The organism is Anaerobacillus sp. 63XJN7_4_ISO-PGPR-S23-413, from assembly GCF_056173725.1.
The window spans coordinates 2975381-3001493 of record NZ_CM149688.1; the positions used below are offsets into that span (position 1 = coordinate 2975381).

Here is a 26113-nt window from a genome sequence, read left to right on the forward strand (position 1 = left end):
GAAATGGCCGCATTTAGCGGCCATTTCAATCTAAAGCTATTCTACTACACTTTCTAGTTCGGTCAAAATGCGATCACTTAGCTTTTGCACTTCATCTGCATTCTCACTAGCAACTGCATCAAACCAGTTTTGTGCGTCTTCATAGACTGCATCCGTTTCCTCTTCACCGATTGCCTCCATTAATGGCATTTCAATCGCTTTTAAGAATACATTGGCTTCCATTGCAGCTTCTTTACCTTCAGAAAGCTTGTCTTCTTTAGCTAGCTCAGCTACTTTCTCGTGATATCCTTTGATTTTTCCTGTAAACGCTTTTGCGAACAAATCGTTTACTTCATCAGCTTTGATAGCCTCTGGATCGTTACTTATATCGAATAATTCACTTAACTTCTCAGCCGCTTCTTCATCGCCGCCTGAGAGTGATCCTTTTATTGCTTGATAAAAACCGAGAGCTTCTGTTTGCATCACTTGTAACTCATCTGTTTCACCAGTCTTTACCGCTTCTTCAATCTTTTCTGCATAGGAATTAGAAGCTAAGTAGTAGCTCTTATAAATGGACTTATCCGTTACTTGCTTCGTCACAGCAAAATCTTCCATATTCCCTTCAGAAAGCGCCTGTTCCTGCGCTGATAGGCCATTTTTAATATTCTCAACAATACTTGAATCTCCATCAAGTTCATAGTAGGAGTCGCGTTTTTCGGCTGTAGGAACAAATACTTTTTCTGCTAGTAACTGTATTTCTTCAAAATGAAGCATAGCCTCATCTTCTTTTTTAGCATCCTTCGCATCAATCACTGCCTGTTGAAGGGATTTTTGCTTTTGATAAAAGTATGACTGTGTCCCTTTATCAATGATCTGACGAGCTACATTCTTATCAAGCTCTTCAGATTTTCCAGCTTGAATTCCAGTAGAGATAAATGTATCAAACTCATTATCAATTTCATTCACAGCGCTCTTTAAGTCACTAGTGTAGGTAGTTTCAACTAACTCCCAATCTACTTCTTGATCTTCCTTCATTTTGTTTAGTTCATTAGTAATCGTCTGATAAGCTTCTACTTGTTTCGTAGTAGCAGCGCTTTCAATTGACATCTCACTAGACTTATCATCAGAATTCGTTTGTTCTTGCTTAGAACTGTTATTTTCTGTGTTTGTAGCATTTTCAGAATCATTACCACAAGCAGCAAGAACCGTAGCTGCAAGCGTAATAGAAGTGAATAGCATAGCCGATTTCTTCATTATGTAAAACTCCTTTTCGTCAGGTCTTATATCCATGATGATTATATCGAGAACGATTATCAGTGTCAATACCGTTTCATTTGAAGATAACAAAAAAAACACCCTGATCCTAAAACAGATCAGGGTGTTTGAAACTTAACTAATTATTGATGCTTAGAAAGCGTCTGTGCAAGTGCTTCTTTTGGTTGGAAGCCGACAACCTGGTCAACTACCTCACCATTTTTGAATACAAGTAGTGTTGGGATACTCATTACCCCAAATTTACTTGCTGTTTCCTGATTTTCGTCAACGTCAAGCTTTACAACTTTTACGTCGCTCATCTCAGAGTCAAGCTCTTCTAGTACTGGAGCAATCATTTTACAAGGACCACACCATGGTGCCCAGAAGTCTGCAAGAACGAGACCTTCACTTGTTTCTTGTGCGAAACTTTGATCTGTTGCGTGTACGATAGCCATACTGTATCTTCCTCCTTAAACATTATCACTTGAGTTTACCAGGTTAAGGCCGGTTGCCTCAGTGTGCTCTGCCAATTTGATTTCATATCAATAGGCACAAAATGAGTATATCATTAATACTCTTTCTGATTCCATTCTTTTGACTTAATTTCATTGTTCCCTATCTCTTCATTAATAAAACGAGCCTGAAATAATGAAATAAGATCGTAATGATCTCTATACAAAAAGCGAGCTAGATAAGCTCGCTTTTTTTCTTAGCTTGTTTGCAATACTTTCTTAAACTCCTGTGTAAGTAATGGTACAACCTCAAAGAGATCACCAACAATACCATAATCTGCAACATTAAAAATGCTTGCTTCAGGGTCTTTATTAATTGCTACTATCACTTTCGAGTTAGACATTCCTGCTAAGTGTTGAATAGCACCAGAAATACCGCAAGCAATATAGAGGTCAGGTGTAACTACTTTCCCTGTTTGCCCAATCTGAAGGGAGTAATCACAATAGTCAGCGTCACAAGCACCGCGGGACGCGCCTACAGCAGCACCGAGAAGATCCGCAAGTTCTTGAAGTGGTTCAAATCCTTCTTCACTTTTAACGCCTCGGCCGCCGGCTACAATCACTTTTGCTTCTGAAAGGTCAACACCTGATGTAGATTTACGGACCACTTCTTTCACGATCGTACGAAGGTCCTTTATTTCTACGGTTTCTTCAAAGACTTCACCAGAGCGTGATTCATCGATTTCAAGAGCAGAAATATTATTTGGACGAATCGTTGCAAGAACAACGCCTTCTTTTACTTTTTTCTTCTCAAAAGCTTTACCAGAGTAAATTGGACGTGTAAATACGACATCTTCACCATCAAGTTCAATACCCGTAGCATCGGAGACAAGTCCAGCGTCAAGCTTACTTGCAAGACGTGGTGCTAAATCTTTGCCCATTGACGTATGGGGCATTAAAATAGCATCCGGATCGACGCTCTGAACGATTTGCAAAAATGCCTGACCATATCCATCACTTGTATAGTTTTTAAGCTTTTCATCTTCTACTTTAATCACACGGTCTGCTCCGTAGTGAAATAGTTGGTCTGTTAAAGAACTAATACTTTCACCAGCAATTGCTGCAATCACTTCACCACCGGCTGCGATTTCTTTCCCAGCACCAATTGCTTCAAATGATACATTTCGTAATTCATTGTCACGAGCTTCTGCGAATACAAGTACTTTTTTGGCCATGTTGATTCCCTCCTATATAACTTTCGCTTCCTGGCGAAGTAATTTCACTAATTCTTCCACTTGATCTCCAATTTCACCTTCAAGTACTTTGCCAGCTTCTTTCTTTGGTGGCAAATAAACTTCAATTGTTTCCGTTTTAGCTTCGATCTCGTCTTCATCTATATCAAGATCGTCGTAGTCTATTTCTTCAAGTGGCTTTTTCTTAGCCTTCATAATCCCTGGAAGTGATGGATAACGAGGTTCGTTAAGTCCCTGCTGTGCTGTTACAAGTAACGGAAGCTGTGCTTCAACAACTTCCATATCACCTTCAACATCACGTTCCATTGTCGCTGTTGTTCCATCAATATCAAGCTTCGTAATCGTTGTTACGTAAGCGATTCCAAGTTTTTCAGCAAGACGCGGTCCAATCTGACCAGTGCTGTTATCATTAGAAACATTCCCGCCAAGGATAATGTCATATTCCTTATCTTCAAAATAAGCAGCAAGAAGGGCAGTCGTCGTATACTGATCACTCTCATCAATGTCTTCATTGTTAATGAGAACTGCCTTGTCTGCGCCCATCGCTAGAGCTGTTCTTAACTCTTTTTCAACTTCTTCGTCACCAATGCTTACAACCGTTACTTCTCCGCCATGATCGTCGCGAAGTTGGATCGCTTCTTCAATGGCATACTCATCGTATGGATTAATAATAAATTCAACGCCTTCTTCACTAATTCTCCCATTTTCAATTACGATTTTTTCTTCAGTATCAAACGTTCTTTTCATAATGACATAAATGTTCATATCTTTATCCCTCCCTGAAATAGTTCACCTTATTTATCTTGAAAGTTTGGCTGACGCTTCTCGATGAAGGCTCGAATGCCTTCTTGACCATCTTCTGAAGCAAATGCCTTTCCAAAATACTCTTTTTCTTTTTGAACGCCTTCATCAAACTTTTCTGATTTAGAATAAGTAAGAAGTTTAAGTGCATAACCAACTGCCACAGAGCTCTTCATAGCAATCTTCTCAGCAAGGTCTTTCGCTTTCGGAAGAAGCTCTTCTTCGCTATACATCTGATTCGCTAAACCAGTTGCAACAGCTTCACGTCCTGAGATTGGCTCGCTCGTTAGCAGCATCTCTGTTGCTTTTGCTTTTCCCACTAATGCTGGCAACCTTTGAGTACCTGCAAATCCCGGTACTAAACCCAGCTGTAGTTCGGGAAGACCTAGCTTTGCATCTTCAGTTACAAGACGAATATGACATGCCATTGCAAGTTCTAGTCCACCACCAAGCGCAGCACCATGAATAGCAGCGATGATCGGTTTTGGGAACGCTTCCATTTTGTCGAATAATTGTTGACCGAAGCTCCCCAAATCAGCAAATCCCTCTTCAGTGCTAACCGTTGTAAACTCTTTAATATCAGCTCCTGCTGAGAAAAACCTTCCTTCTCCAGAGAGCAATATAACCTTTGTTGCTGGATCGTTTTCAATTTGAGTGAATGCTTCTGACAATTCTCGCAATACGTCCGATGCCACTGCATTAGCTGGTGGACGGTTCAGCGTAATTTGTGCCACTTTGTTTTCAGTTGAAATGTTAATGAATTCCACTTCTCCACTCCTCTCAAAACTTTGTGACCCCAGTCAAAGCCGGGGTCTCTATTTATTTGCTTAAGCCATTGATCAAAAGATTATGAAGTGGCTTAGCAAGTGGTTCTAATTCAAATTTGTGGTCTTTCATAACCCAATTCGTTACGGTTTCATCGAGTGTCCCAAAGATCATTTGTCTTGCGAGACGAATATCTAGTTCCTCAATAAACAATCCTGATTTAATTCCCTCATGCAATATGTGATCAACGAGCGTAAGGTATTTCTTAAGTACTTCGCCAATTTGTGCTCGAAGGGCTTTATTTGTTTGTCTTAGTTCCAATTGCGTGACGATAGCAAGCTCATGATCAGAACCTAGATGTTTAAAGTGCATATCAATAAGCGTGAACAATTTATCCATTGCATTATCTTTCTTTACAATTTGTTCCTCTGTCTTATCGATAAAACTCCCCATTTTTTTCTGAAACAACGAAATTAACAAATCCTCTTTATTCTTAAAATAAAGGTAGATCGTACCGTCTGCCACGCCTGCTTCACGCGCAATTTTGGATACTTGCGCTTGATGATAACCATTTTGAGCAATGACAACAACAGCCGCATCAATGATTTTGTCGTATTTCGGACCCCTTTTTTTCCCCTTTTCAACCATATGAAGCTCTCCCTTATACTTTATCCGGCACTCATTCAAAATGAATGAGCATTCATTCATAATCTTATTGTAGCGATACGACTATGCTATTGTCAACATAAGATTTCTGAACGAGCGCTCGGTTGGAATCGAGAGTTATTTTGCAAATTCATCATATCATAATAAGCAGAAATGTGCGAATCTTTACGGAATTTTAATTGGAATTTTTTATTTAATACGTATTGATTTAACTGAAACCAAAAAACAAAACCAATCGCTACATCGATTGGTTTTGTTTAACTTTCTCTTCGTCGACTAGAACACGACGTAGAATTTTACCAACGGTTGTTTTAGGAAGTTCCTCCCGAAATTCATATAATCGAGGTACCTTATAAGCAGCAAGGTAACGTCGACAATGTTGATCTAAATCATCTTCTGTTATTTCAACGTTACTTTTTAGCACAACGAATGCTTTCACTGTTTCTCCTCTATAAGCATCAGGTACACCAATAATAACGGCTTCTTGAACTGCTGGGTGTTCATATAAAACTTCTTCAACTTCGCGTGGATAAATGTTATATCCGCCTGCTATAATCATATCCTTTTTCCGATCAACGACATAAAAGTAGCCCTTCTCATCTCGGTAAGCCATGTCACCAGTATAAAGCCAGTCATCCTTCAATACGGCAGCGGTTTCATCTGGTAGATTCCAATACCCCTTCATCACCTGAGGACCTTTTACAATTAATTCGCCGATTTCCTTCACTTCAGCTTCTTCATTTGCAGCGTTCACAATTTTTGCATCTGTGTCTGGCCAAGGTAAACCGATACTACCAACGACAGTACCATCTGATAAAGGATTGGAATGGGTTACAGGAGATGACTCAGTTAAACCATAACCTTCCACTAAACGACCGCTAATCTTCTCTTGAAATTTTTGTTGGATTTCAATTGGAAGTGGAGCTGAACCGCTAATACAAGCCTTAATAGACGAGAGATCATAGCGATCGATATTCGGATCATTCAATAAAGAGATATAAATAGTTGGTGCACCTGGAAATAAGGTTGGCTTTTGTTTTTGAATCGTTTTCAATGTATCTTTAGGTTCAAACTTTGGAAGTATGATCATTTTGGCAGCATACATAATCGATAAGTTCATCACACAAGTCATTCCGTAAACATGGAAAAAAGGGAGAATTCCCATCACACTCTCTTCGCCATATTTAGCATCACGAATCCAGTTCTTACATTGCATCGTATTAACAACGAGGTTATAGTGTGTCAGCATAACTCCTTTTGCGAGACCTGTAGTTCCCCCAGTGTATTGAAGAAGAGCCAAATCTTCTTTGGAATCCACATTAACATGTATATCATCGTTACTACCGTTTGCCACCCATTGCAAAAAGCTATGAATTTGGTCTGTTGAAGGCATTTCAACAAGTAATCCCTGCTTCTTTTGCTTTTGCACGAGTGGATACAGAACATTTTTAGGAAAAGGTAAATACTCCTGAATCTTCGTTACAACAATGTGCTTTAGTACTGTTTTATCTTTTACTTTTAATACTTTCGGTAAAACAAGATCAAGACAGATCATCATATCCGCCTTAGAATCTCTTAATTGATGTTCTAGTTCCCTCTCCATGTATAGTGGATTCGTCTGAACGACCACTCCCCCAGCCATCAATACAGCGTAATAACTAATCACAGCTTGAGGGCAATTAGGAAGCATGATTGATACTCTTCCGCCCTTGCTCAGACCGTGATCCCGCAATGAATTCGCAAGTCGTCTTGAGCGATGAAATAATTCCTGAAATGTAAGTTCTTTTCCCAGAAAGTGAACTGCCTTTTTGTTAGGATGTTTTGTAGCTGCATCAACAAGATACGCATGAAGGGGCTTTTCCTCATACTCTATTGAAGTCGGTACTCCTTCTTGATAATAATCAAACCATTCTTTTGCGCCATTGTTTGTCAATTTTCATCAACCTCCCTTTCACGACTCCTTCCAAACCAAAACTCTCTCTATATGATAATTATAATGAAAACGCTTCAAATATCCTATCTTTTTTTAATTTTTTGAATACATTGGCATTTTAGGTCGTAAAAAACAGACGAGCATACGACATTATTCTATCCATATTTAGGTTAAGTTGTGATAAGAGCGCACAGAATTTTGAAGAAAAAAAAGAACAGGTAAAGTACCTGCTCTTCTTGAACCATCATACAAAATAAAATAAATAAACAATGCCCGCAATAAAGAATATCCCTGATACAACCATAAGAACTTTCCATAAAGTCTCCATATGTGCTCCCCTTACGAAATTCCTGCCCCTATAACAAAGGACAAACCAATCGAAATAACCATAGAAATGAATCCTACCGCTCGATTGTCTGCTGTAATTTCTTTATCAATCCTAAATTTAGGTGTTAAAAACTCAAAGGTGAAGTAACCAATTAATAGAAGGACAAATCCAAAGACTCCCCACCCCATCATGGTCACTAGTGAATCATTATGCTCAATTGAAAAACGAAAGATATTCGCAATACCAAATATTTTACCTCCAGTAGCCATCGCTACTGCAAGATTACCTTTTTGGATTTCTTCCCAGTTACGATAGGACGTTACAAATTCAAATGCTGAAAGAAACACAATCATACAAACAATCACTACGCTATAATTCGCTGCAGTTTGAAATGCGATACTCTCCCATAATTGATCCATTGTGTAAATTCCTTTCTCTACTTCAATTCAACGACAGTTACACCACCGCCGCCTTCATTCATTCCACCCATGCGAAGATTTTTCACTCGGGAATGACGTTTCAACCATTCATGGACACCTTTTCTAAGTGCACCCGTTCCTTTACCATGAATGATTGAGACCTGGTTATACCCTGCAAGTAAGGCATCGTCGATATAGCGTTCAACTTCCATTTGAGCATCTTCATACCTCTTACCTCGTAAATCAAGTTCAGTTTTCACTCGACTATCACTTCCACGAACTGTCACAAACGGCTTTCGCTCAACGACCGGTTTTGATTTAATCGCTTCAAGATCGTTTGCCTTCACATTCATTTTCATTATCCCAAGTTGAACCTGGTATTCGTTCTTCCCGACTTGCTCAACAATGTGCCCCTTTTGGTTAAAGCTAATCACTTTCACTTCATCACCTGGTTGATATGATTTAGTTTGGGCTTTTTTAGGTTTTGGTTTTGAAGATTTTAATTCGGGTTTGGCATCTTCAAGCTGCTTTTGAGCATCAATCAATTGGTGTTCTTTAACAGATCCGTTTTGGAATGTACGCAGTTCCTGAATGATTTTTTTGGCTTGTTCTTGTGCTTTTTCTACTTCTTCAGCAGCTTTCTGTTCCGCTTCCTCAAAAAGTCGCTCTCGCTGTTTTTCAAATTTCTCAAGTTGCTTTTCCAGGTCATTCTTAAGTGACTCTGCTTCTTTTCTAAGTTCAGACGCTCCTTCTCGATCTAATTCGGCTTGCTTCTGGCTATCTTCAAGCGATGAAATCATCCGATCAACTTTGTTACTTTCGCTTGATATTTGAGATCGTGCATCCTCAATAATATCATCCATCAGCCCGAGGCGTCTTGAAATCTCAAATGCATTACTGCGGCCTGGCACTCCAATTAATAGGCGATACGTTGGGCGTAGTGTCTCAACATCAAATTCTACACTAGCATTCATCACGCCTTCTCGATTATACGCATAGGCTTTTAATTCACTGTAATGTGTCGTCGCAATAACTCTTGATCCACGTTTATATACATAATCAAGTATGGATATGGCAAGTGCAGCACCTTCCTGAGGGTCGGTCCCAGCGCCAAGCTCATCAAAAAGCACAAGACTATTGTGGTCAATGTTCTTGAGAATATGAACGATATTCGTCATATGCGATGAAAAAGTACTTAAGCTTTGCTCGATAGACTGCTCGTCCCCGATGTCTGCAAAGATATTTTGAAAGACCGCCATAGTAGATCCTTCATCAGCTGGTATATGAAGTCCAGATTGAGCCATTAGAGTAAGAAGTCCTGCCGTTTTTAATGTAACTGTTTTCCCGCCTGTGTTTGGTCCAGTAATAACAAGTGACGAATAGTCTTTCCCGAGAAATAGGGAAGAAGGGACGACCTCATCTTGAGGTAGAAGGGGATGTCTCCCCTGTCTTATTTCTAATTCCCCCTCATCATTCATGGAAGGATTCGTTGCTTTTAATTCGTTAGCATATAGGGCACGAGCAAAAATAAAATCAATATCCGCAAGTACATCAACATTATGTCTAAGCGTTTCAGAAGCTTCCGCAACATGTCCAGTCAATTCTGTTAGGATCCGCTCAATCTCAAGTTTTTCCTTAACTTTTACTTCTTTTAGCTGGTTGTTAATTGATACGACCGATTGTGGTTCAATAAACAACGTCGCACCAGAAGAGGATTGGTCGTGGACCATTCCACCAAATGAACCTCTATATTCCTGCTTAACGGGGATAACGTACCGTTCATTCCGAATGGTAATGAGCGCATCTGAAAGCATTTTCCTTGTGCTTGAAGATCGAATGAGACTTTCTAATTTCTCACGAACGCGAGATTCAAAGCTACGAAGCTGGGTTCTAAGTCGACGAAGTGCATCACTTGCAGAATCAAGCAAATCCCCGTCCTCATCTATGCAGGCGTTAATCTCATTCTCCAGCTCATTTTCAGGCATAATTTGACTAACTAAATCTCCGAGAAGAGGAAGCTCTACACCATCTTCAATCATATTATCAAGAAATGTTTTAAATCGACGACCGCCATAAATTGTACTCGAGATGTCGAGTAATTCAGATGGGTTTAGCATCCCTCCAATCTCTGCTCGCTTCACGCTTTGTCTAATATCTCGAATGCCACCAAGCGGAGCTTGACCACGAAGACGGATCACTTTTCTTCCTTCTTCTGTTCCTGCTAACTGTTGGTTAACATCTACTAAAGAATACAAAGGGGTTAACTGTTCTACTTTTTGTTTTCCTAATGAGGATGAAACGTGTTTTCCTAATCGTTCTTTCACTTTATTATATTCGAGTAGCCGTAACACTCTTTTTTGCAATGGTCGTTCCTCCTAATAAAACGGGATTTGTTTATGAGTGACGGTTAAAGAATGCTTCAAGATCTTTAGCCGTAAATGTGTTTAAGACAGTCTCTTTTCGCAGCCAGCCTCTTCTCCCAGCTGCTACGCCGATTTCCATATGCTCAAGCATGTCCATATGGTGAGCATCTGTATTAATCATTATTTTAACATGATTTTCTTGTGCTTTTTGAAGCCATTCCGCTGCAAGATCTAATCGGTTTGGATTTGCATTTAATTCAAGAGCCGTATCCGTTTCTTTCGCAAGCTTTATTAACTTATCATGGCTTAAAGCATACCCTTTCCTTTTTCCAAGTAACCTTCCTGATGGATGAGCAATGAGGTCAACATGGTGACTCCGAAGTGCTGTTTCAAGACGTGCCATTATCGTATCCTCATCTTGGGAAAAGGATGAATGAATTGAAGCAATAACAAAATCCATTTCCGACAGCATCTTATCGTCACAATCAAGTGTTCCATCAGGTAAAATATCCATTTCTACCCCTGCAAATATTCTAAAATCAATCCATTTTTGATTGAGACGATCAATCTCTTCTCTTTGATCTCGTAGCCTTTCTGGTGTCAAGCCATTCGCCACTTTAAGGTACTGAGAGTGATCTGTTATCGCGATATACGAATATCCTTTTGCTCTTGCTCGTTCGGCCATTTCTTCAATCGTATAAGCACCATCACTCCAGGTGGAGTGCATATGTAGATCTCCTTTTATATCGTTCAACTGGACTAATTCAATCTCATCTTTCTCAGCTTCTTCAATTTCACCTTTATCTTCGCGAATTTCTGGCGGAATATAGGCTAAACCAAAATGCTGGTAGAAATCCTTTTCATCTTCAAATGTGAGAACTTCCCCCGTTTCTAAAGACTCTACACCGTACTCACTAATTTTTTCGCCTTTCTTTTTTGCGATTTGCCTCATTTTCACATTATGAGCCTGTGAACCAGTAAAATGATGGAGTGTAGAAGCAAATTCTTCAGGCATTACAATTCTAAAATCTACTGAAACGCCATATTCATCGTCAAGTTCAAGTGTAATCTTCGTCTCTCCCTTTACGACTACTTTAGAAACACCTTCTAATTCAAGTAAGCTCGCTGACACATCAGCAGCAGAAGTTGTCGCTATAATAAAGTCAAGGTCTTTAATCGTTTCCCTTACCCTTCGCAAGCTCCCCGCTCTTGCAAATTTGTCAATGCTCTGGATTTCTTTTAATTGGCTTTCAATGTTTTCAGCAAGTGGTAGCATGTAGGCAATGGATAAGCGTTCAGGTCTTTTACCTGCTTCCTCAATCGCTTCAAGAATTTTATCCTCACTCTTCTTCCCAAAACCAGGGAGTTCTTGAATCTGATGATCTTCACAAGCTGTTTGTAATGTCGCCATATCAATAACATCAAGTTCCTTGTATAGCTTAGCAAGCTTTTTACCACCAAGTCCCGGTAATTTAAGTAACGGCACAAGCCCAGATGGGACTTCCTTCTTTAATGATTCAAGCGTTTCTGATTCTCCTTTTTCGAGGATTTCATTTATTACCGCTGCCGTCCCTTTTCCGATGCCATTTAGCTCAGCAGGATCTTCAATTTGCTCCATACTCCGATCATCTGTTTCGAGTGCTCGGGCAGCTTTACGAAAAGCGGATATTTTAAAAGGGTTTTCCCCTTTCAACTCCATATAAACTGCTATCTCTTCAAGGAAATGAATAACCTGTTTTTTATTCATCTTTTTCTCACCCTTCTTCATAAGATCATTACTACTATCCTATCCATATTCAAACCCAAATCCAATTAATTTATCTTAAAAAAAGCGGGAGCGCTCGATTAGGTCCGACAAGCGCTACCAATTTAACCAATCGTACTTATGCTAATACAAATAAATAACCCTTCTAATTGAAGGGTTATGCTACGTGTGTACTCCAGAGGTCTTTAATTTGTTCTGTCAACACAGGGGTATGCTTGACGATGCTTTCCGCAAGAAACGAATTTGATATGGCTGTTTGAACGGTTTCATTTGGAAGAAGCGCTGCAATAAATAGAAATAAAAACACGATAATGTATACTTCTACAAATCCAAGCACTCCGCCAAGCCATCCATTTACAGTTCTCAATATAGGTAAATCTGCAAGAAAGTCGAGCATAGAACCAACTATTTGCATGATAATTTTGGTACCAAAGAACAATAGCGCAAACGCAATTCCACTATAGTATGTGGCCTCTAAGTTTATAGCGTCAAACACCATTGCCGTTGAAGATGCCTCGTTGCCGAAGGACGGGTATGGAATCCATAGCTTCAAATGTGGAGCGAGATCCTTAAAATACATGTACGCAACAACAAATGAAACGATAAATCCTGCTAAATGAACAACTTGAAGGATCAAGCCTCTTCGAAGTCCAATTAGGAACCCTCCAACTAATATAATAAAAAGAATTAGATCAACCATCTTACGTTATTCCTCTTCTCTCAGTTTTTTCTTTAACTCTTCAAGTTCTTTCTTAATCATCACATAATCATTTACAATATTAACTGCTGTTAGAACAGCAAGTCGCTTCGTATCTAAATAGGTATTCATTCCTTTAATCTCATTCATCTTCTCGTCCACTAAAGTTGAGACTTCACGAATATGTTGATGACTTTTATCACCGATTATTGTATATTGTTCACCATAGATTTCCACGGTTGTACGTATTTTTCCATGACTGTCTGTCACCCCATAAGCCTCCTATCAAGAGAGAGAATCCTATTTTACATCATAGCATGAAAATTGGTATTTTTGAAACACAGCACTCCTGAACCATTCTTGTTCATCTTCAGATTCTGCTATAATAGGATGCAAGCCTAGTTCACAAAAGGAGTTTTGTTATGTCACAGGTTGTTTTAACTGTATCACCTTCCATTATGAATGAAATTAAAAAGAAATACAACAGCCACTTAAGCGATAAACAGCCACCGGGGAGCGTTTTTGTAGCGAAAACTTCTACCTGTACTATTACAGGCTATAAATCTGGAAAAATAATGTTCCAGGGCCCAGGGGCAGAAGGAGAAGCAAGACCATGGCAATCTAGCGGAACAGCGAGTTCTAAAAAGGCAACGAAATCTAAAAAGAAAACAGTGGGCGATCATCAATACTCTCCACCTGGTAATATCTCAACTCTTTCCGCCATCGGAAGTGATGAAGTTGGGACAGGAGATTTCTTTGGTCCAATGACAGTTGTTGCTGCATATGTCGACCAGAAGCAAATTCCACTCTTAAAGGAACTCGGTGTAAGAGATTCTAAAGGAATGAAGGATCCAGAAATTATTGAAATAGCTAGAAATTTGATTAAAACCATTCCTTATAGCCTGCTTATCCTACCAAATGAAAAATACAATACTATGCAGAAAAAGGGAACGAATCAGGGGAAAATGAAGGCTCTACTACATAATCAGGCCATCCAGAATGTGATGCGCAAAGTCCAGGGATATGATGCCATACTCATTGATCAATTCGCTAAACCTGAAGTTTATTTCAACTACCTAAAAGGTCAATCAACAATCGTAAAAGAAAATGTATATTTCGCAACTAAAGCCGAAGAAATTCACCTTGCTGTAGCAGCAGCATCCATTATTGCGAGGTACTCTTTTGTAATGGAAATGGATCGACTTGGAAAAGAATATAATGTAAAGCTTCCAAAAGGGGCTGGACCAGCTGTAGATATAGCAGCTGCAAAGCTTATTCAAAAACATGGAGATCAGATTCTTGGGAATTTAGCTAAGCTACATTTTGCTAATAGCTTAAAAGCTCAAAAAATAGCTGATCAATCACGTCGTTAAAGAAACTCTACGAAAAAAGCTGACTCGAGTGAGTCAGCTTTTTTGATGTTCATTTTATTAATAAAGGTGAGAAGCTTCTAATTGATCTTCTGCTTTCAGCATGACGGAAGTGAAATAGTTAAAGAACATGTCACGATCCACGTCATCTACTACAATCACTTCACGACCTGTTTCATCAAGAACGGTTCTCCCTTGACTTACTCCATCTACTTCAACACGACATTTTACTTTTCTTGAATGGATAAAGGATTTTGGTGTCACAGAAACTGTAGTCAGAACATCCCATAAATAGTAAGTCGAATTGGTCTCAACGTGTACAAGTGGAGGACACATGGCGTAGCATTGTCCAATAAAGTCTACACCAATTTCCTTTCGTTTAGCTGCCCACATGTTTCTTACATCATTGGTTAACGGGACTTGATTCGTGCTTTCAAGTGCGACCATTTCGATCTTAATAGAAGTTTTGAAAACAGTAGATACTGCTTCGGGATCCCAAAAAGCATTCCATTCTGCTGTACCATCATGTTCTGGTTCTTCCACATTTCCTACTTCTAGGAAAGTGCCACCCATCCATACTAACTTTTCAATACTCTGTTCAATATGTGGAGCTGTTTCTAACGCTCTAGCAAGATCTGTTAATGGTCCAGTAAAAAGAAGAGTTAACGGTTCAGAGCTTCGTTCAAGAGTATCAATCAGATGCAAATGAGCAGGTAGTTCTGACATAGGTGTATTCACTTTATTTGATTCATTTAGAATAGGTAAAGCATCGACATAAAAAGCATGCATGCGCCAGTCTTTAGGGAATGGATTAATCCCTCTTGAATTAGAAGCTGCAACATTTAATCCAGTGGCTTTTCCAAATCGATCTATTATTTTTCTGCTTGCAGAAACAGCTGGTTCTAGATAACAATCTGCCGGAATAACCGATACGCCAGCAAGCTCGATCTCTTCCATGTTTAATAATAGAAACAGTGATGCTAAATCATCAACGCCACCATCATGATTGAAATATACCTTCTTTTTTTCCATCCTATATCCCCCTGGTGGATAACTCGCATGTCGCTAACCATCGTTTCCTGAAAGTGAACCTTTTCTATTTATAGCGTTGAGGTACGTTTAAGGTCTTCTCAACTTTTTATTCACTCATAGTCCTGTCATTTCAGGTAACAGGGTAGAAACGTTCAGGCCAATTCCCGACATATATGAGCTTCCATTATTCTAATCACTTTGTACTCTATCAGAGCGTGAATAAGGAAGCAATAAGCAAAAAAATGTCGTACGTTTACATTTTTCATTCGAATATTCCAAACATTCCTACTTTCTTAATAGGTCTTGCTACCTATTCTATCTTCTGCTAGATTGATGAATACAACTTCACATTTATCTCTATATAATTTTGGAAATAGGGTCCAAAGAGTTTCTACCCGGCAACCGAGAATTGCTGGACTATAGGGAAGGCATGGCATCGTCACTTAGACAGGCATATTCTGTTTATTTGTGTGCCACTTTTCTTCCTGTAAACTCGGACTTTTTTCTACAAAGTACGGGTTTTTTTGTATTCATCCGATTTAGATTTGTGAAGAAACAACTAGTTTTCAGGGGGAATTGACATCATGAATATTTTCACAGGACTACTCTCGATTATTGGCGTACTTGCTATCGCCTGGTTAATGAGCAACAAGAAAAAATCAGTCAAATGGAGAACGATCGGGGTTGGCGTTTTAATTGAAGGGCTATTTGTTTTATTTGTTCTAAAAGTAAATGCAGGAAAGGTTATGCTCGAAAAAGCTTCTGCAGCTGTACAAAACGTTATTAACTATAGTAACGAAGGCATTCAATTCGTATTTGGCGGCCTCTATGAAGAAACAGGCTTAACATTTGTATTTGCTATAAATGTTTTAGCTGTCATCATCTTCATTTCTGCTCTTGTCTCAGCACTTTATTACATGCGCATTATCCCACTTATCGTTCAAGTGATTGGCATTACGATTGGTAAGCTAATGGGAACGACGAAAGTTGAAACATTTAACGCTGTCGGAAACTCCTTTTTAGGTCTAGCCGAAGCGCCTTTACTCGTAAAACCATATTTGAAATTGCTCACCAGATCTGAGATATTTGCCATCATGGTAGGAGGTACTGCTTCTGCTAGTGGAGCCATCCTCGTCGGTTATTCACTTATGGGTATTGAACTTAAATATTTATTGATATCTGTCTTTAGCGTTCCTTTCGTTTCACTTGTTATTGCAAAAGTGATGGAACCAGAAACTGAAGTTTCACAAACTAATGATAAAGTAAAAATGAAAAAAACGGATCATGCCAATATTTTTGAGGCAATCGCCGACGGAACAGTCAGCGGTGTGATGCTTGCGTTAAATATTGGAGGTCTTTTGATAGCATTCATCAGTATTCTAGCAGTTGTAAACGGCATGTTAGGTTTCGTCGGAACTGACCTGAGCTCAATTCTAGGATATATCTTCTATCCATTTGCCCTATTAGTAGGTATTCCAACGGATGAAGCATTTCGAGCAGCATCCATCATTGGTACGAAAATGTCAATTAATGAATTTGTGGCTTTCCAAAACTTAACCGCCATTCAAGCACAGCTTTCTGACAAAACCGTTGCCATTCTTTCTGTCGCACTATGTAACTTTGCTAACTTCTCATCCATCGGGCAGCTTATTATTGGACTAGGGTCACTCGAGCCCACTAAACGTTCTCAAGTTTCTAAATTAGGATTAAAGGCCATTATCGGTGGTACACTAGCCTCCTTTATTACGGCTATATTTGTAGGAATGTTTATGTAAAAAATAGTATAAATAAAAATCCTCCCTATACACGTAGGGAGGATTTTCTGTAGTTATCGACGAAGGGCAGCTCCAAATTGTTCTTCTACTGCTGTAAGAACACGGTCATGTGCCTTCTTCACTTCTTCTTCTGTTAAAGTTTGTTCTGGATTGTAATATCTAAGAGAAAAGGCTAGTGATTTTTGACCTTCATCAAGATGTTCACCCTGGTAAACATCAAATAGTTGAATGTCCACAAGCTTAGATCCACCAGCTTCTTTAATGACTTTCTTCACTTCTCCAGCTTCAAGCGACTCACTGACAACAAGAGCCACATCTCTAGTAACAGACGGGAATCGTGGAAGCTTTTTGTATTGAAGGTGAGCAACATCTGCATTCAGTAACTTCTCTAGATTGATTTCAAAAACGTATGTTTCACTCAAATCAAGATCTTTCTCAACTTCTGGATGAAGTTGACCGATATATCCGATGAGCTCATCATCGAGATAAACCGATGCTGTACGACCTGGGTGAAGCTTTGGCTCTTCTGCACGAGCGAACGAAAGACGATCCTCTAAACCAAATTCAACCGCTATTTCTTCGAGGATTCCTTTTACAACAAAGAAATCAGCGACTTTCTTTTCTTTTTGCCATAGGTGCTCTTGCCATAATCCTGACACTACGCCAGCAAGGTGTTCCTGTTCTACCGGAAGCTCATCACCTGGTAAGAACACAGAAGCCGTTTCATAGAAAGCAACATTATCTAGCTGACGGTTGCGGTTATACTGCGCTACCTCTAGAAGATGCGGAATCAGGCTCGTTCTAAGTTCACTTCTTTCTTCACTCATTGGCATCGCAAGACGAACAGCTTCGGCTGATTCATCAGAGAAGAAAAGACGTTTAGAAGGCGACGTAAGAGAATACGTTACTGTTTGGAAAAGACCTGCGCCTTCAAGCGTACGGCGAACATGGCGACGCTTCACTTGATATTCTGACAGCTGTCCTGGTGTACTTTCTGTAAGAGGTAGCGTTGCAGGAACATTATCATATCCGTAGAGGCGTCCTACTTCTTCAATTAAATCTTCAGAAATCGTTATATCCGGGCGGCGCGGCGGTACCTGAACGGTAAATGTGCCACCAAAGTTCTGATAAGAGAATTGCAGACGCTCAAAAATAGCAGCAACTTCTGTTTCAGAAATTTCTGTTCCAAGAACTTGATTAATTCGATTCACTTCAATACTAACGTCAAGAGCTTCGATGGTTCGAGCTCCCTGTTCAGCAATACCTTTTAACACTGTTCCACCGGCAATTTCTTGAATGAGCTGAGCAGCGCGTTCGCTTGCACCAACAACGCGGTTTCGATCAATTCCTTTTTCAAAACGCGCACTTGAGTCACTACGTAACCCTAGATCTTTCGATGCTTTCCGAACAAGCTTGCTGTTAAAGTAAGCTGCTTCAAGCAAAATCGTTGTTGTGTCTTCTTGTACTTCAGAATCAGCACCACCCATAACACCAGCCACGGCAACGGGTTTTGAACCATTCGTGATGACAAGATGCTCATTCGAAAGCGTGCGTTCAGCATCATCGAGAGTGACAATTTTTTCTCCTTCAGTTGCGCGACGTATCACGACTTCCTTCGATCCAAATCGATTATAATCAAAAGCATGAAGCGGCTGTCCGTATTCCAAAAGAACATAGTTCGTAATATCGACTACGTTGTTAATTGGACGAATACCAGCAGAAACGAGGCGATTTACAAGCCACTGCGGTGATGATTTGATCGTTACGTCTTTAATAATGGAAGCTCCATAATAAGGATTATCTTCTTCATTCTCTACACGAACTGACACATACTCTTCAACGTCTTCATCCGAGCGAACAAGCTCTGGAGACGGAAGCTCAATTGAGCGATTCAATACTGCCCCAACTTCATAAGCGACGCCGATCATGTTCATCGCATCAGCTCTGTTTGGAGTAAGACCTAGCTCAAGAACTTCATCATTTAGATTCAAGTATTCAAGCGCATCTTCACCAGGTGTCACGTCTTCACTAAATACAAAGATTCCGTCTGCATACTCTTTCGATACAAGTTTACTTTCAATTCCAAGCTCCTGAAGTGAGCAGATCATACCATGAGAAGCTTCACCGCGAAGTTTTGCTTTCTTAATCTTAAAATTGCCTGGAAGTACAGCCCCAACTTTTGCTACAGCTACGTACTGTCCTTGAGCAATATTTGGTGCTCCACAAATAATTTGGACCGGCTCTTCTTCACCAACATTCACCTGACAAATATTCAACTTATCAGCATCAGGGTGTTGCTGACATTCAAGAACGTGACCAATAACCACGCCGGTAATTCCTTTATTAAGCTTTTCGACTGTTTCAACCTCAATACCACCCTTAGTAATCAGGTCTGCTAGTTCATCAGCTGAGTAACTATCTAAATCTACATACTGCTGTAGCCAATTCATTGATACGAGCATGTTTTCTCCTCCTAACTTCCAATCATATTATAGTGAATTAAATTGTTTAATAAATCTGCTGTCATTCGTGTAGAAATGACGTATGTCATCAATACCATATTTCAGCATAGCGATCCGTTCTGGTCCCATACCAAATGCAAACCCAGTGACTTTCTCAGGATCGAAGCCGGACATGCGAAGTACATTCGGATGTACCATACCGCCTCCAAGAATTTCTATCCATCCGGTTCCTTTACATACAGAGCAGCCATTCCCGCCACAATTAAAGCAAGAAATATCCATCTCCACAGAAGGCTCAGTAAATGGGAAGAAGCTTGGGCGAAGACGGATTTCACGTTCTTCTCCAAACATTTTCTTCGCAAATGATTGGAGCACACCTTTTAGATCACTCATGCGAACATTCTCACCAACCATTAGTCCTTCAATTTGCATAAACTGATGGGAGTGTGTTGCATCATCTGTATCACGGCGATAAACTTTACCGGGCACGATGATTTTAACAGGACCTTCTCCATTTAACTTCTCCATCGTTCTAGCTTGCATTGGAGAGGTATGCGTTCTTAATAGCGTTTCTTCAGTTATATAGAATGAATCCTGCATATCTCGAGCCGGATGATCCTTAGGAAGATTTAACGCTTCGAAATTATAATAATCGGTTTCAACTTCTGGTCCTTCCGCAATCGAGAATCCCATACCAAGAAATAGGTCTTCAATTTCTTCGATTACCCTCGTTAGTGGGTGATGATTTCCTCTCTTAATTGGCCGACCCGGCAGAGAAATATCGATCGTTTCTTTCTTTAATCGTTCTTCTACGGCTGCTTTTTCTAAGCGAGTCACTTTCTCCTCTAATTGATCCGAAATCGCTGAGCGAATTTCATTAACGAGCTGCCCCATTTTCGGACGTTCTTCTTTAGACAATTTCCCCATACCTTTAGAAATTTCTGTAATTGGACCTTTTTTTCCAAGGTATTTCACTTTGATATCCTGCACTTCTTTCATTGAAGAAGCTTGCTGAATTTCTGATAGTGCTTCTTCTTTCAACGTTTGTAAACGCTCTTGCATCTTTTCAACCTCCACTTCATTTTCGTGTTTGCTTCTTTTTGCAATAAAAAAATCCTCGCTCCCCAGAAAGGGGCGAAGATTTGATTTCGCGGTACCACCCTAATTCACCGATAGAGTACACCTATCAGCCTTAAGCAAAGAATAACGGCTTGTAAACCGATCCGCTTTCGAACGAACAAAGCGGCAACTCCAGAGCGAATTCGGCAGCGTCCCAATAGAAATGCTTTCAGTCTCGGCATTTCCTCCCTGCAAAGGCAGCGGCAGCTTACTACTCTCCATCATTGTTTTTAACATATATAAGTTGCTTTTAATTATAGAAAAAAATCGCTATATCCGCAAGCCTTATTATGAAGGTAACAATCCATACATCAGAATTCCTGCTGCAACGGCGACATTTAACGACTCTGCTTTACCATATATCGGAATATACACGTTCTCGTCTGCTAAACGTTGAAGCTCGTCTGATACACCGTTTGCTTCGTTTCCAAGAATGACAGCAAACTGAGAAGATGAATCAAGCTCTTGATATGGCGTTCCTCCACTCACTTCTGTTGCGTATATAAGCATGCCAGCTTCTTTTAATTTCTGAACTTCTGTCACCAAGTCCCCTTTTATTACAGGAAGATGAAAAATAGATCCCTGGGTGGATCGAAGCACCTTACTGTTATAAGCATCAACGGTTCCATGTCCAAGTAGAAGGCCGTCGTATCCAGCACTATCTGCAGTTCGAATAATCGTTCCCAAATTACCGGGATCCTGAATAGCGTCCAGTAATAATAGTTTGCCATGACGAGGTAGTTCAGGCTCAACCATTTTACAAACGGCCATAATCCCCTGTGGTGTTTCTGTATCCGTTAGTTCTTGCATCACTTTCTCCGTAACAGTATAGACAACAGGAAGCTCTTTAAACGGATAAGCAGATAAGTCAGTGCCTTCTGTCACAATCAATTCTGTGATTGAAGCTTCAGCCTTTGCAGCTTCTTCTACAATATGTGGACCTTCAATGATATAAGAGAAAGCTTTCTCTCTACCCTTTCGCGTCTGAAGTTTTTTCCAATCTTTCACTTTTTGATTTTTAGCGGATTCGATAATCATTATGCTCTCCTTCAGTTTTCAATGTTTCCATTATAAAGGGTTGAAAGGGAAGATTCCAATAAAACTCATGAAATTTCTTCAATTCGCTCATACTAATGAGGCTTGAACCAACAAGCGAATGAGAAAGGTGAGGTGGAAAGTATGGACCTTAACTTACGCAAAGCGATTCTCGCTAATATTAATGGCAACAACGAGGAGCAACTCGAAGCGACAATCCTCGACGCCATGCAAAGCGGAGAAGAGAAAATGCTCCCTGGGCTTGGTGTTCTTTTCGAAATTCTTTGGAAAGAAGCACCAGAAAATGAGCGAGAGCAAATGCTCTCTTATATGGCACAGGGTGTAAATTAACAAGCAAAATCCGGTGGCAAGAGCCACCGGATTTTGTGTTCTAGTTAAAGATAATTTCTTTCACAGTATCAGCATCAAGCTTTTTAATCACTTCAACAATCAAATTAACTGCATTCTCAAAATCGTCACGATGAAGAATCGCTGCGTGAGTATGAATATAGCGTGTGGCAATTGTGATGGAAAGTGCAGGTACTCCATTTGCTGTTAAATGAATTTTACCTGAATCTGTCCCACCGCCTGCAATAGAGTCAAACTGATAAGGAATATTGTTCTCATCAGCTGTATCTGTTACAAAGTCACGAAGACCTTTGTGACCGACCATTGAAGCATCATACATAATAATTTGAGGACCTTTCCCCATTTTGGATTGAGCGTCCTTATCACTTACTCCAGGAGTATCACCAGCGATACCAACGTCAACCGCAAAGCCGATATCAGGCTTAATCATGTTTGTAGCCGTAGTCGCTCCGCGAAGACCTACTTCCTCTTGTACCGTACCAACGCCGTAGACAGTATTAGGATGCTCTTCTCCTTTTAGCTTACGAAGTACTTCGATCGCAATAGCACAGCCAATACGGTTATCCCATGCTTTCGCCATAAGCATTTTTTCGTTATTCATAACAGTAAATTCACAAACTGGAACAACAGAATCTCCCGGCTTAACGCCCCATTCCATAGCCTCTTCTCGGCTTGAAGCACCAATATCAATGAACATATCCTTCTTGTCGACCGATTTCTTACGCTGTTCAGGAGGAAGAATATGTGGTGGTTTAGAACCGATGACGCCCATAATGTTACCATTACGAGTCATGACGTTAACACGCTGTGCAAGCATAACCTGCTCCCACCAGCCGCCAACTGTTTGGAAATAAAGAAAGCCTTTATCATCAATACGCGTTACCATAAAGCCAATCTCATCGAGGTGACCTGCAACCATAATTTTTGGGCCTTCTGCTTTACCTTTTTTAACCGCAATTAAGCTGCCTAGATTATCATACATGATTTCATCTGAAAGAGATTCAATGTGCTTCTTCATCACTTCACGAGGTTCACGTTCGTTACCTGGTACGCCATTCGCATCAGTGAGTTCTTTCAGCATCTGCAACGTTTCGTCTAGCTTAGCCATATGTATTGCCTCCTTGATATGTATTCTCTGTTCATTATAACGGTTTCCGAAATATTTCACAATTCAGAGGACTCTTGAATCTAATATCCCTGATCCTGTCGAGTATGATTCACTTTATTTTTTTTCAAATACGCTTCATTCATTTCTTCAAACCGTAGCCCGATAAGTTGTCCAAGTAAAAGATAACTTTCCATTAAATCGTTAAATGCTTCCTCATTTTTTTCACTTGCCACTTGATCAATCGCTTTGTAGACACGATGGAAAGCATGTACTTCAGATCCAGCGGGATCGCCTTTTGACACTGCTTCATACGTTGTAATGCCCAATTCAATCCCTAATGAGAGAATAAAATGAATACCATCCACATACTCCTCTAGAATCGTTTCTTTAGGGGAAGGAGCTTTTTTACTCCAATATTTAAAACAACGTGTTTCATTCGCTAGTTCTCCAATCTCGACTTTAAGAGCAAGTAGTTTATTCTCGAATAAATCTTCATGCTCCAAATTGTGTTCCTTTACAATCCGAGTATCAAGTTGTCTTTGTAATGTAAATAATTGTTCGAATTTCAATGAACTCTTCCTTTCTTAAATCTTTTCTTTTTATGAAACCTTTCTTTATCATATACGTATAGAGAATAGAAGCATAGTGAAAATGAGGTGCTGACTAATGATTATTATTCTTTTTCGTCTTGTCATTCTCGTAGCCATGGTATTGATCGCTTATTCTGTCATCCGCTTTTTTATGGATCCAAAACGAAAGCTGGAAAAAGCTCACGATCATAAAGAATACTATTTTTTCGATGACTCGTCCAATGTAAGAAAGAATTTTCTCGTCACCTACAAAGGTGCCTTATTCGAAGGTGAAAAGTACCTTGGCACTACTGAAAATTCGTTCGATATTATTACCCTTTCAGTAGGGGTGAAAAATGCATCAGAACTATATTTACTTGAGAAAGAAGATTTCTATTTTCTTGAAAAGGAAATGGACATCCGCTATCCTAGTGCAAAAATTGAATGGAAGAGCCCAGTCAAAGAATTTTTACGCCATCGCGAAAATACTTAACAAACAAACCCCCTCCGATCTGGAGGGGTTTTGTTTGTTTACGATCAAATTAAAAAGCTTTTTTATCTCACAGGCTGAAAGAAATCCTCCCACTTCATAATCCACTCTCTTCTTCTTAGTAAATAGAAAAGGATGACAAGTCCACACAACATGAGTACGATGACGACCGGATCGAACCTACTAATTGCCGTTCCAAAGAAAGAATACAACAAAGCGAGAGGTACATTTGAAATGAGGGATGACCGCAAATAATCTCTAAAGTCTTTAGACACCTCAATTAAACAAAGGGAAATGAAATGAAAATGAACGAAAGGTACTAATCGAAGGATGGCAATTTGCCCAACTGACATTGGCATATGTTTACGTGTCCATCGTTCTTTCATTCGAATAATCTTCTTAAACAAACCCGGCGTCCGCTTAACAACTAAATAAAAAACCGTACTTACAACAGTAATCCCAATCAATGAGTAAATCGTGCCATATATTGCGCCAAACATCACTCCACCAGCAACACAAACAACACTAACTGGAACAAATACAAACTGACGAATAAAATGAAAAATAATGAAATAGAACGGGGCGTAAATTCCGCTATTAGATACAACCTCCACAAGCGGTAGGACGAGCTCATTCATGATGTTCCCCCCTTCCTTTAACCTTTATGACAAGAGACGAGCTGTTATGTCAAAAAGCGAAGGATCTCGATTAGAATATTATTTGGAAATACGTGGACAATAAGGGGAGATTTAATCAGTTCGGTAATTGGAGGGGATAAATTATGGATGAACTCGTTATTGCTCGTTCATTATTTGGAATGACAATGGGCGTACATATTATTTATGCAACACTCGGTGTAGGCTTACCTTTAATGGTTCTTGTAGCTGAGCTCATGTATCAAAAAACAAAAGATAGAGATTATGCGATAATGGCCAATCGATGGACGAAAGGGTTTGCTGTTTTACTAGGGGTGGCGATTCCTACCGGAACCATTGCAGGTGTACAGCTTTCTCTCTTATGGCCAGGATTTATGGAAGTCGTTGGACGAGTGATTGCATTGCCCTTTCAAATTGAAATATATGCTTTCTTCCTAGAAGCTCTCTTTATGTCAATCTATGTTTATGCTGCAGATCGCCTTTCTCCAATCATGCGAATTGTGAGCGTAACGCTTGTTGCATTCGGTGCGAGCGCATCAGCTATCTTAATTACAAATGTCCACGCTTTTGAAGGTACACCAGCTGGATTTGAGATAGTAGACGGAAAGTTCGTTAACGTTGATCCATGGGAGGCATTCTTCAATCCTTCCTTCCTAGTTACAGCTGGACACGTAACTGTTTCTGCTTTAATGACAGGGGCATTTGTTATCGCATCGATTGCGGCATATAAAATGATTCGTCAACGAGGTAATACGAGAGAATATAAATTTCATCATAAAGCATTAATGATGGGGCTCGTTATCGGAGGGGTTTTTTCAATCTTGACCGCCTTAAATGGACATGAATCCGCTCAACAACTGTATCAATATCAACCTGAGAAACTCGCGGCGGCGGAAGGTTTGTTTGAAACACAAACTTATGCACCACTTGCTATTGGCGGCTACACCGATAAAGAAGAACGTGAGGTAAAGTGGGCAATTGAAGTTCCGTGGGCACTTAGTTTTCTATCCGACGACGCATTTGATACTGAAGTACTCGGTCTTGAAGAATGGCCTGAAGAAGAGTGGCCACCACTATTTGTCCATACCTTGTTCAATTCAATGGTCGGGATTGGTTCCCTACTCATGCTATTGTCTATTGTTGGATTTACTTGGTACAAAATCCTTAAACGAAAAGAATTTCCACGCTGGCTTATGTGGGCATTTATTGCTGCAGGTCCGCTCGCCATTACAGCAATTGAATTCGGATGGATATTCGCCTGTACCGGCAGACAGCCCTGGATTATCTATCACGTTATGAAAACAGAAGAAGCGGTCACTACTTCAGGAAATATCGGGCTGCTCTTTGTTCTCTTTCTCATTGTGTATATCATTTTAATGATCTCAACAGTCCTCGTCCTTCGCTACTATTTCAATCGTAACCCAATTAGCGAGGAACTCGATCAGTAGGCACC

Annotated in this window: 24 protein-coding genes, 2 riboswitches and 1 other annotated feature; of the genes, 5 read left to right on the forward strand and 19 right to left on the reverse strand. The window is 39.9% G+C overall.

The annotated features are described in order from the left end of the window. Positions 1–36: 36 nt before the first annotated feature. The 12 genes from AC0VYO_RS15730 to zapA form a co-directional block, all read right to left on the reverse strand. The gene (locus AC0VYO_RS15730) at positions 37–1233 is read right to left on the reverse strand and encodes a hypothetical protein (protein WP_475367790.1); all 1197 of its coding nucleotides are present in this window, start codon (positions 1231–1233) and stop codon (positions 37–39) included. Between the two features lie 143 nt (positions 1234–1376). Continuing rightward, positions 1377–1688: a thioredoxin gene (gene trxA / locus AC0VYO_RS15735; RefSeq protein WP_194219347.1), complete on the reverse strand. Its 312-nt coding sequence runs from the start codon at positions 1686–1688 to the stop codon at positions 1377–1379. A 254-nt stretch (positions 1689–1942) separates the two neighbouring features. Beyond that, the gene (locus AC0VYO_RS15740) at positions 1943–2920 is read right to left on the reverse strand and encodes an electron transfer flavoprotein subunit alpha/FixB family protein (protein WP_194219346.1); all 978 of its coding nucleotides are present in this window, start codon (positions 2918–2920) and stop codon (positions 1943–1945) included. Positions 2921–2932: 12 nt separating this feature from the next. After that, positions 2933–3703 (reverse strand): electron transfer flavoprotein subunit beta/FixA family protein, encoded by a 771-nt coding sequence (locus AC0VYO_RS15745; protein ID WP_194219345.1) that lies wholly within the window; start codon positions 3701–3703, stop codon positions 2933–2935. 29 nt (positions 3704–3732) lie between these two features. Beyond that, entirely contained in the window at positions 3733–4506 is a 774-nt protein-coding gene (locus AC0VYO_RS15750) for an enoyl-CoA hydratase (protein WP_475367791.1), read from the reverse strand. 52 nt (positions 4507–4558) lie between these two features. Next, positions 4559–5152: a TetR/AcrR family transcriptional regulator gene (locus AC0VYO_RS15755; RefSeq protein WP_430243946.1), complete on the reverse strand. Its 594-nt coding sequence runs from the start codon at positions 5150–5152 to the stop codon at positions 4559–4561. A gap of 256 nt (positions 5153–5408) precedes the next feature. After that, complete coding sequence (locus AC0VYO_RS15760; RefSeq protein ID WP_430243944.1) at positions 5409–7103, reverse strand: AMP-binding protein; 1695 nt, start codon at positions 7101–7103, stop codon at positions 5409–5411. A 339-nt stretch (positions 7104–7442) separates the two neighbouring features. After that, positions 7443–7850 (reverse strand): DUF350 domain-containing protein, encoded by a 408-nt coding sequence (locus tag AC0VYO_RS15765; RefSeq protein ID WP_430243942.1) that lies wholly within the window; start codon positions 7848–7850, stop codon positions 7443–7445. Between the two features lie 17 nt (positions 7851–7867). After that, on the reverse strand, positions 7868–10213 hold the full coding sequence (locus AC0VYO_RS15770) for an endonuclease MutS2 (protein WP_430243939.1): 2346 nt from the start codon (positions 10211–10213) through the stop codon (positions 7868–7870). 31 nt (positions 10214–10244) lie between these two features. Further along, positions 10245–11981, reverse strand: a complete 1737-nt coding sequence (gene polX / locus AC0VYO_RS15775) for a DNA polymerase/3'-5' exonuclease PolX (protein WP_475367792.1) — start codon at positions 11979–11981, stop codon at positions 10245–10247. A 154-nt stretch (positions 11982–12135) separates the two neighbouring features. Continuing rightward, entirely contained in the window at positions 12136–12678 is a 543-nt protein-coding gene (locus AC0VYO_RS15780; RefSeq protein ID WP_226614603.1) for a CvpA family protein, read from the reverse strand. Between the two features lie 6 nt (positions 12679–12684). Next, a complete protein-coding gene (zapA, locus tag AC0VYO_RS15785; RefSeq protein WP_194219337.1) occupies positions 12685–12945 on the reverse strand; it encodes a cell division protein ZapA in 261 nt (86 codons plus the stop codon). Between the two features lie 152 nt (positions 12946–13097). Here zapA and rnhC point away from each other — a divergent pair, with 152 nt between their 5' ends. After that, positions 13098–14048 carry a ribonuclease HIII gene (gene rnhC, locus AC0VYO_RS15790; protein ID WP_475365585.1) on the forward strand — a complete coding sequence of 317 codons (951 nt, stop codon included), beginning with the start codon at positions 13098–13100 and terminating at the stop codon, positions 14046–14048. Between the two features lie 57 nt (positions 14049–14105). On the opposite strand, the gene AC0VYO_RS15795 is transcribed toward rnhC, so the two are convergent. Next, a complete protein-coding gene (locus AC0VYO_RS15795; RefSeq protein ID WP_475367793.1) occupies positions 14106–15077 on the reverse strand; it encodes a nucleoside hydrolase in 972 nt (323 codons plus the stop codon). 97 nt (positions 15078–15174) lie between these two features. Further along, positions 15175–15274, reverse strand: a riboswitch (purine riboswitch). Between the two features lie 140 nt (positions 15275–15414). Continuing rightward, a riboswitch (purine riboswitch) is annotated at positions 15415–15517 on the forward strand. 144 nt (positions 15518–15661) lie between these two features. On the opposite strand from AC0VYO_RS15795, the gene AC0VYO_RS15800 reads away from it, so the two are divergent. After that, positions 15662–16852 carry a NupC/NupG family nucleoside CNT transporter gene (locus AC0VYO_RS15800; RefSeq protein WP_194219334.1) on the forward strand — a complete coding sequence of 397 codons (1191 nt, stop codon included), beginning with the start codon at positions 15662–15664 and terminating at the stop codon, positions 16850–16852. A 53-nt stretch (positions 16853–16905) separates the two neighbouring features. Here the strand turns inward: AC0VYO_RS15800 and pheT are convergent, their stop codons facing one another. The 3 genes from pheT to AC0VYO_RS15815 all read right to left on the reverse strand — a co-directional run bounded on the left by pheT (position 16906) and on the right by AC0VYO_RS15815 (position 21474). Continuing rightward, complete coding sequence (gene pheT / locus AC0VYO_RS15805; protein ID WP_475365587.1) at positions 16906–19314, reverse strand: phenylalanine--tRNA ligase subunit beta; 2409 nt, start codon at positions 19312–19314, stop codon at positions 16906–16908. A 27-nt stretch (positions 19315–19341) separates the two neighbouring features. Then, positions 19342–20376, reverse strand: a complete 1035-nt coding sequence (pheS, locus tag AC0VYO_RS15810; protein ID WP_194219332.1) for a phenylalanine--tRNA ligase subunit alpha — start codon at positions 20374–20376, stop codon at positions 19342–19344. 65 nt (positions 20377–20441) lie between these two features. Then, positions 20442–20667, reverse strand: a binding site (T-box leader). A 54-nt stretch (positions 20668–20721) separates the two neighbouring features. Further along, positions 20722–21474, reverse strand: coding sequence for a TrmH family RNA methyltransferase (locus AC0VYO_RS15815; RefSeq protein WP_475367501.1), 753 nt, complete (start codon positions 21472–21474; stop codon positions 20722–20724). A gap of 138 nt (positions 21475–21612) precedes the next feature. On the opposite strand from AC0VYO_RS15815, the gene sspI reads away from it, so the two are divergent. Further along, the gene (gene sspI, locus AC0VYO_RS15820; protein ID WP_194219331.1) at positions 21613–21819 is read left to right on the forward strand and encodes a small acid-soluble spore protein SspI; all 207 of its coding nucleotides are present in this window, start codon (positions 21613–21615) and stop codon (positions 21817–21819) included. A gap of 40 nt (positions 21820–21859) precedes the next feature. On the opposite strand, the gene AC0VYO_RS15825 is transcribed toward sspI, so the two are convergent. Continuing rightward, positions 21860–22945, reverse strand: a complete 1086-nt coding sequence (locus tag AC0VYO_RS15825; protein ID WP_283153904.1) for a M42 family metallopeptidase — start codon at positions 22943–22945, stop codon at positions 21860–21862. Positions 22946–23025: 80 nt separating this feature from the next. Beyond that, the gene (locus tag AC0VYO_RS15830; RefSeq protein ID WP_475365588.1) at positions 23026–23514 is read right to left on the reverse strand and encodes a dUTP diphosphatase; all 489 of its coding nucleotides are present in this window, start codon (positions 23512–23514) and stop codon (positions 23026–23028) included. Between the two features lie 97 nt (positions 23515–23611). On the opposite strand from AC0VYO_RS15830, the gene AC0VYO_RS15835 reads away from it, so the two are divergent. Further along, positions 23612–24007, forward strand: coding sequence for a sigma-w pathway protein ysdB (locus AC0VYO_RS15835; RefSeq protein ID WP_430243921.1), 396 nt, complete (start codon positions 23612–23614; stop codon positions 24005–24007). A gap of 62 nt (positions 24008–24069) precedes the next feature. Here the strand turns inward: AC0VYO_RS15835 and AC0VYO_RS15840 are convergent, their stop codons facing one another. Next, positions 24070–24642 (reverse strand): TVP38/TMEM64 family protein, encoded by a 573-nt coding sequence (locus AC0VYO_RS15840; protein WP_194219327.1) that lies wholly within the window; start codon positions 24640–24642, stop codon positions 24070–24072. 143 nt (positions 24643–24785) lie between these two features. Between AC0VYO_RS15840 and AC0VYO_RS15845 the strand changes: the two genes are divergently transcribed. After that, positions 24786–26108, forward strand: a complete 1323-nt coding sequence (locus AC0VYO_RS15845) for a cytochrome ubiquinol oxidase subunit I (protein ID WP_475365589.1) — start codon at positions 24786–24788, stop codon at positions 26106–26108. The last annotated feature ends 5 nt before the right edge of the window (positions 26109–26113 follow it).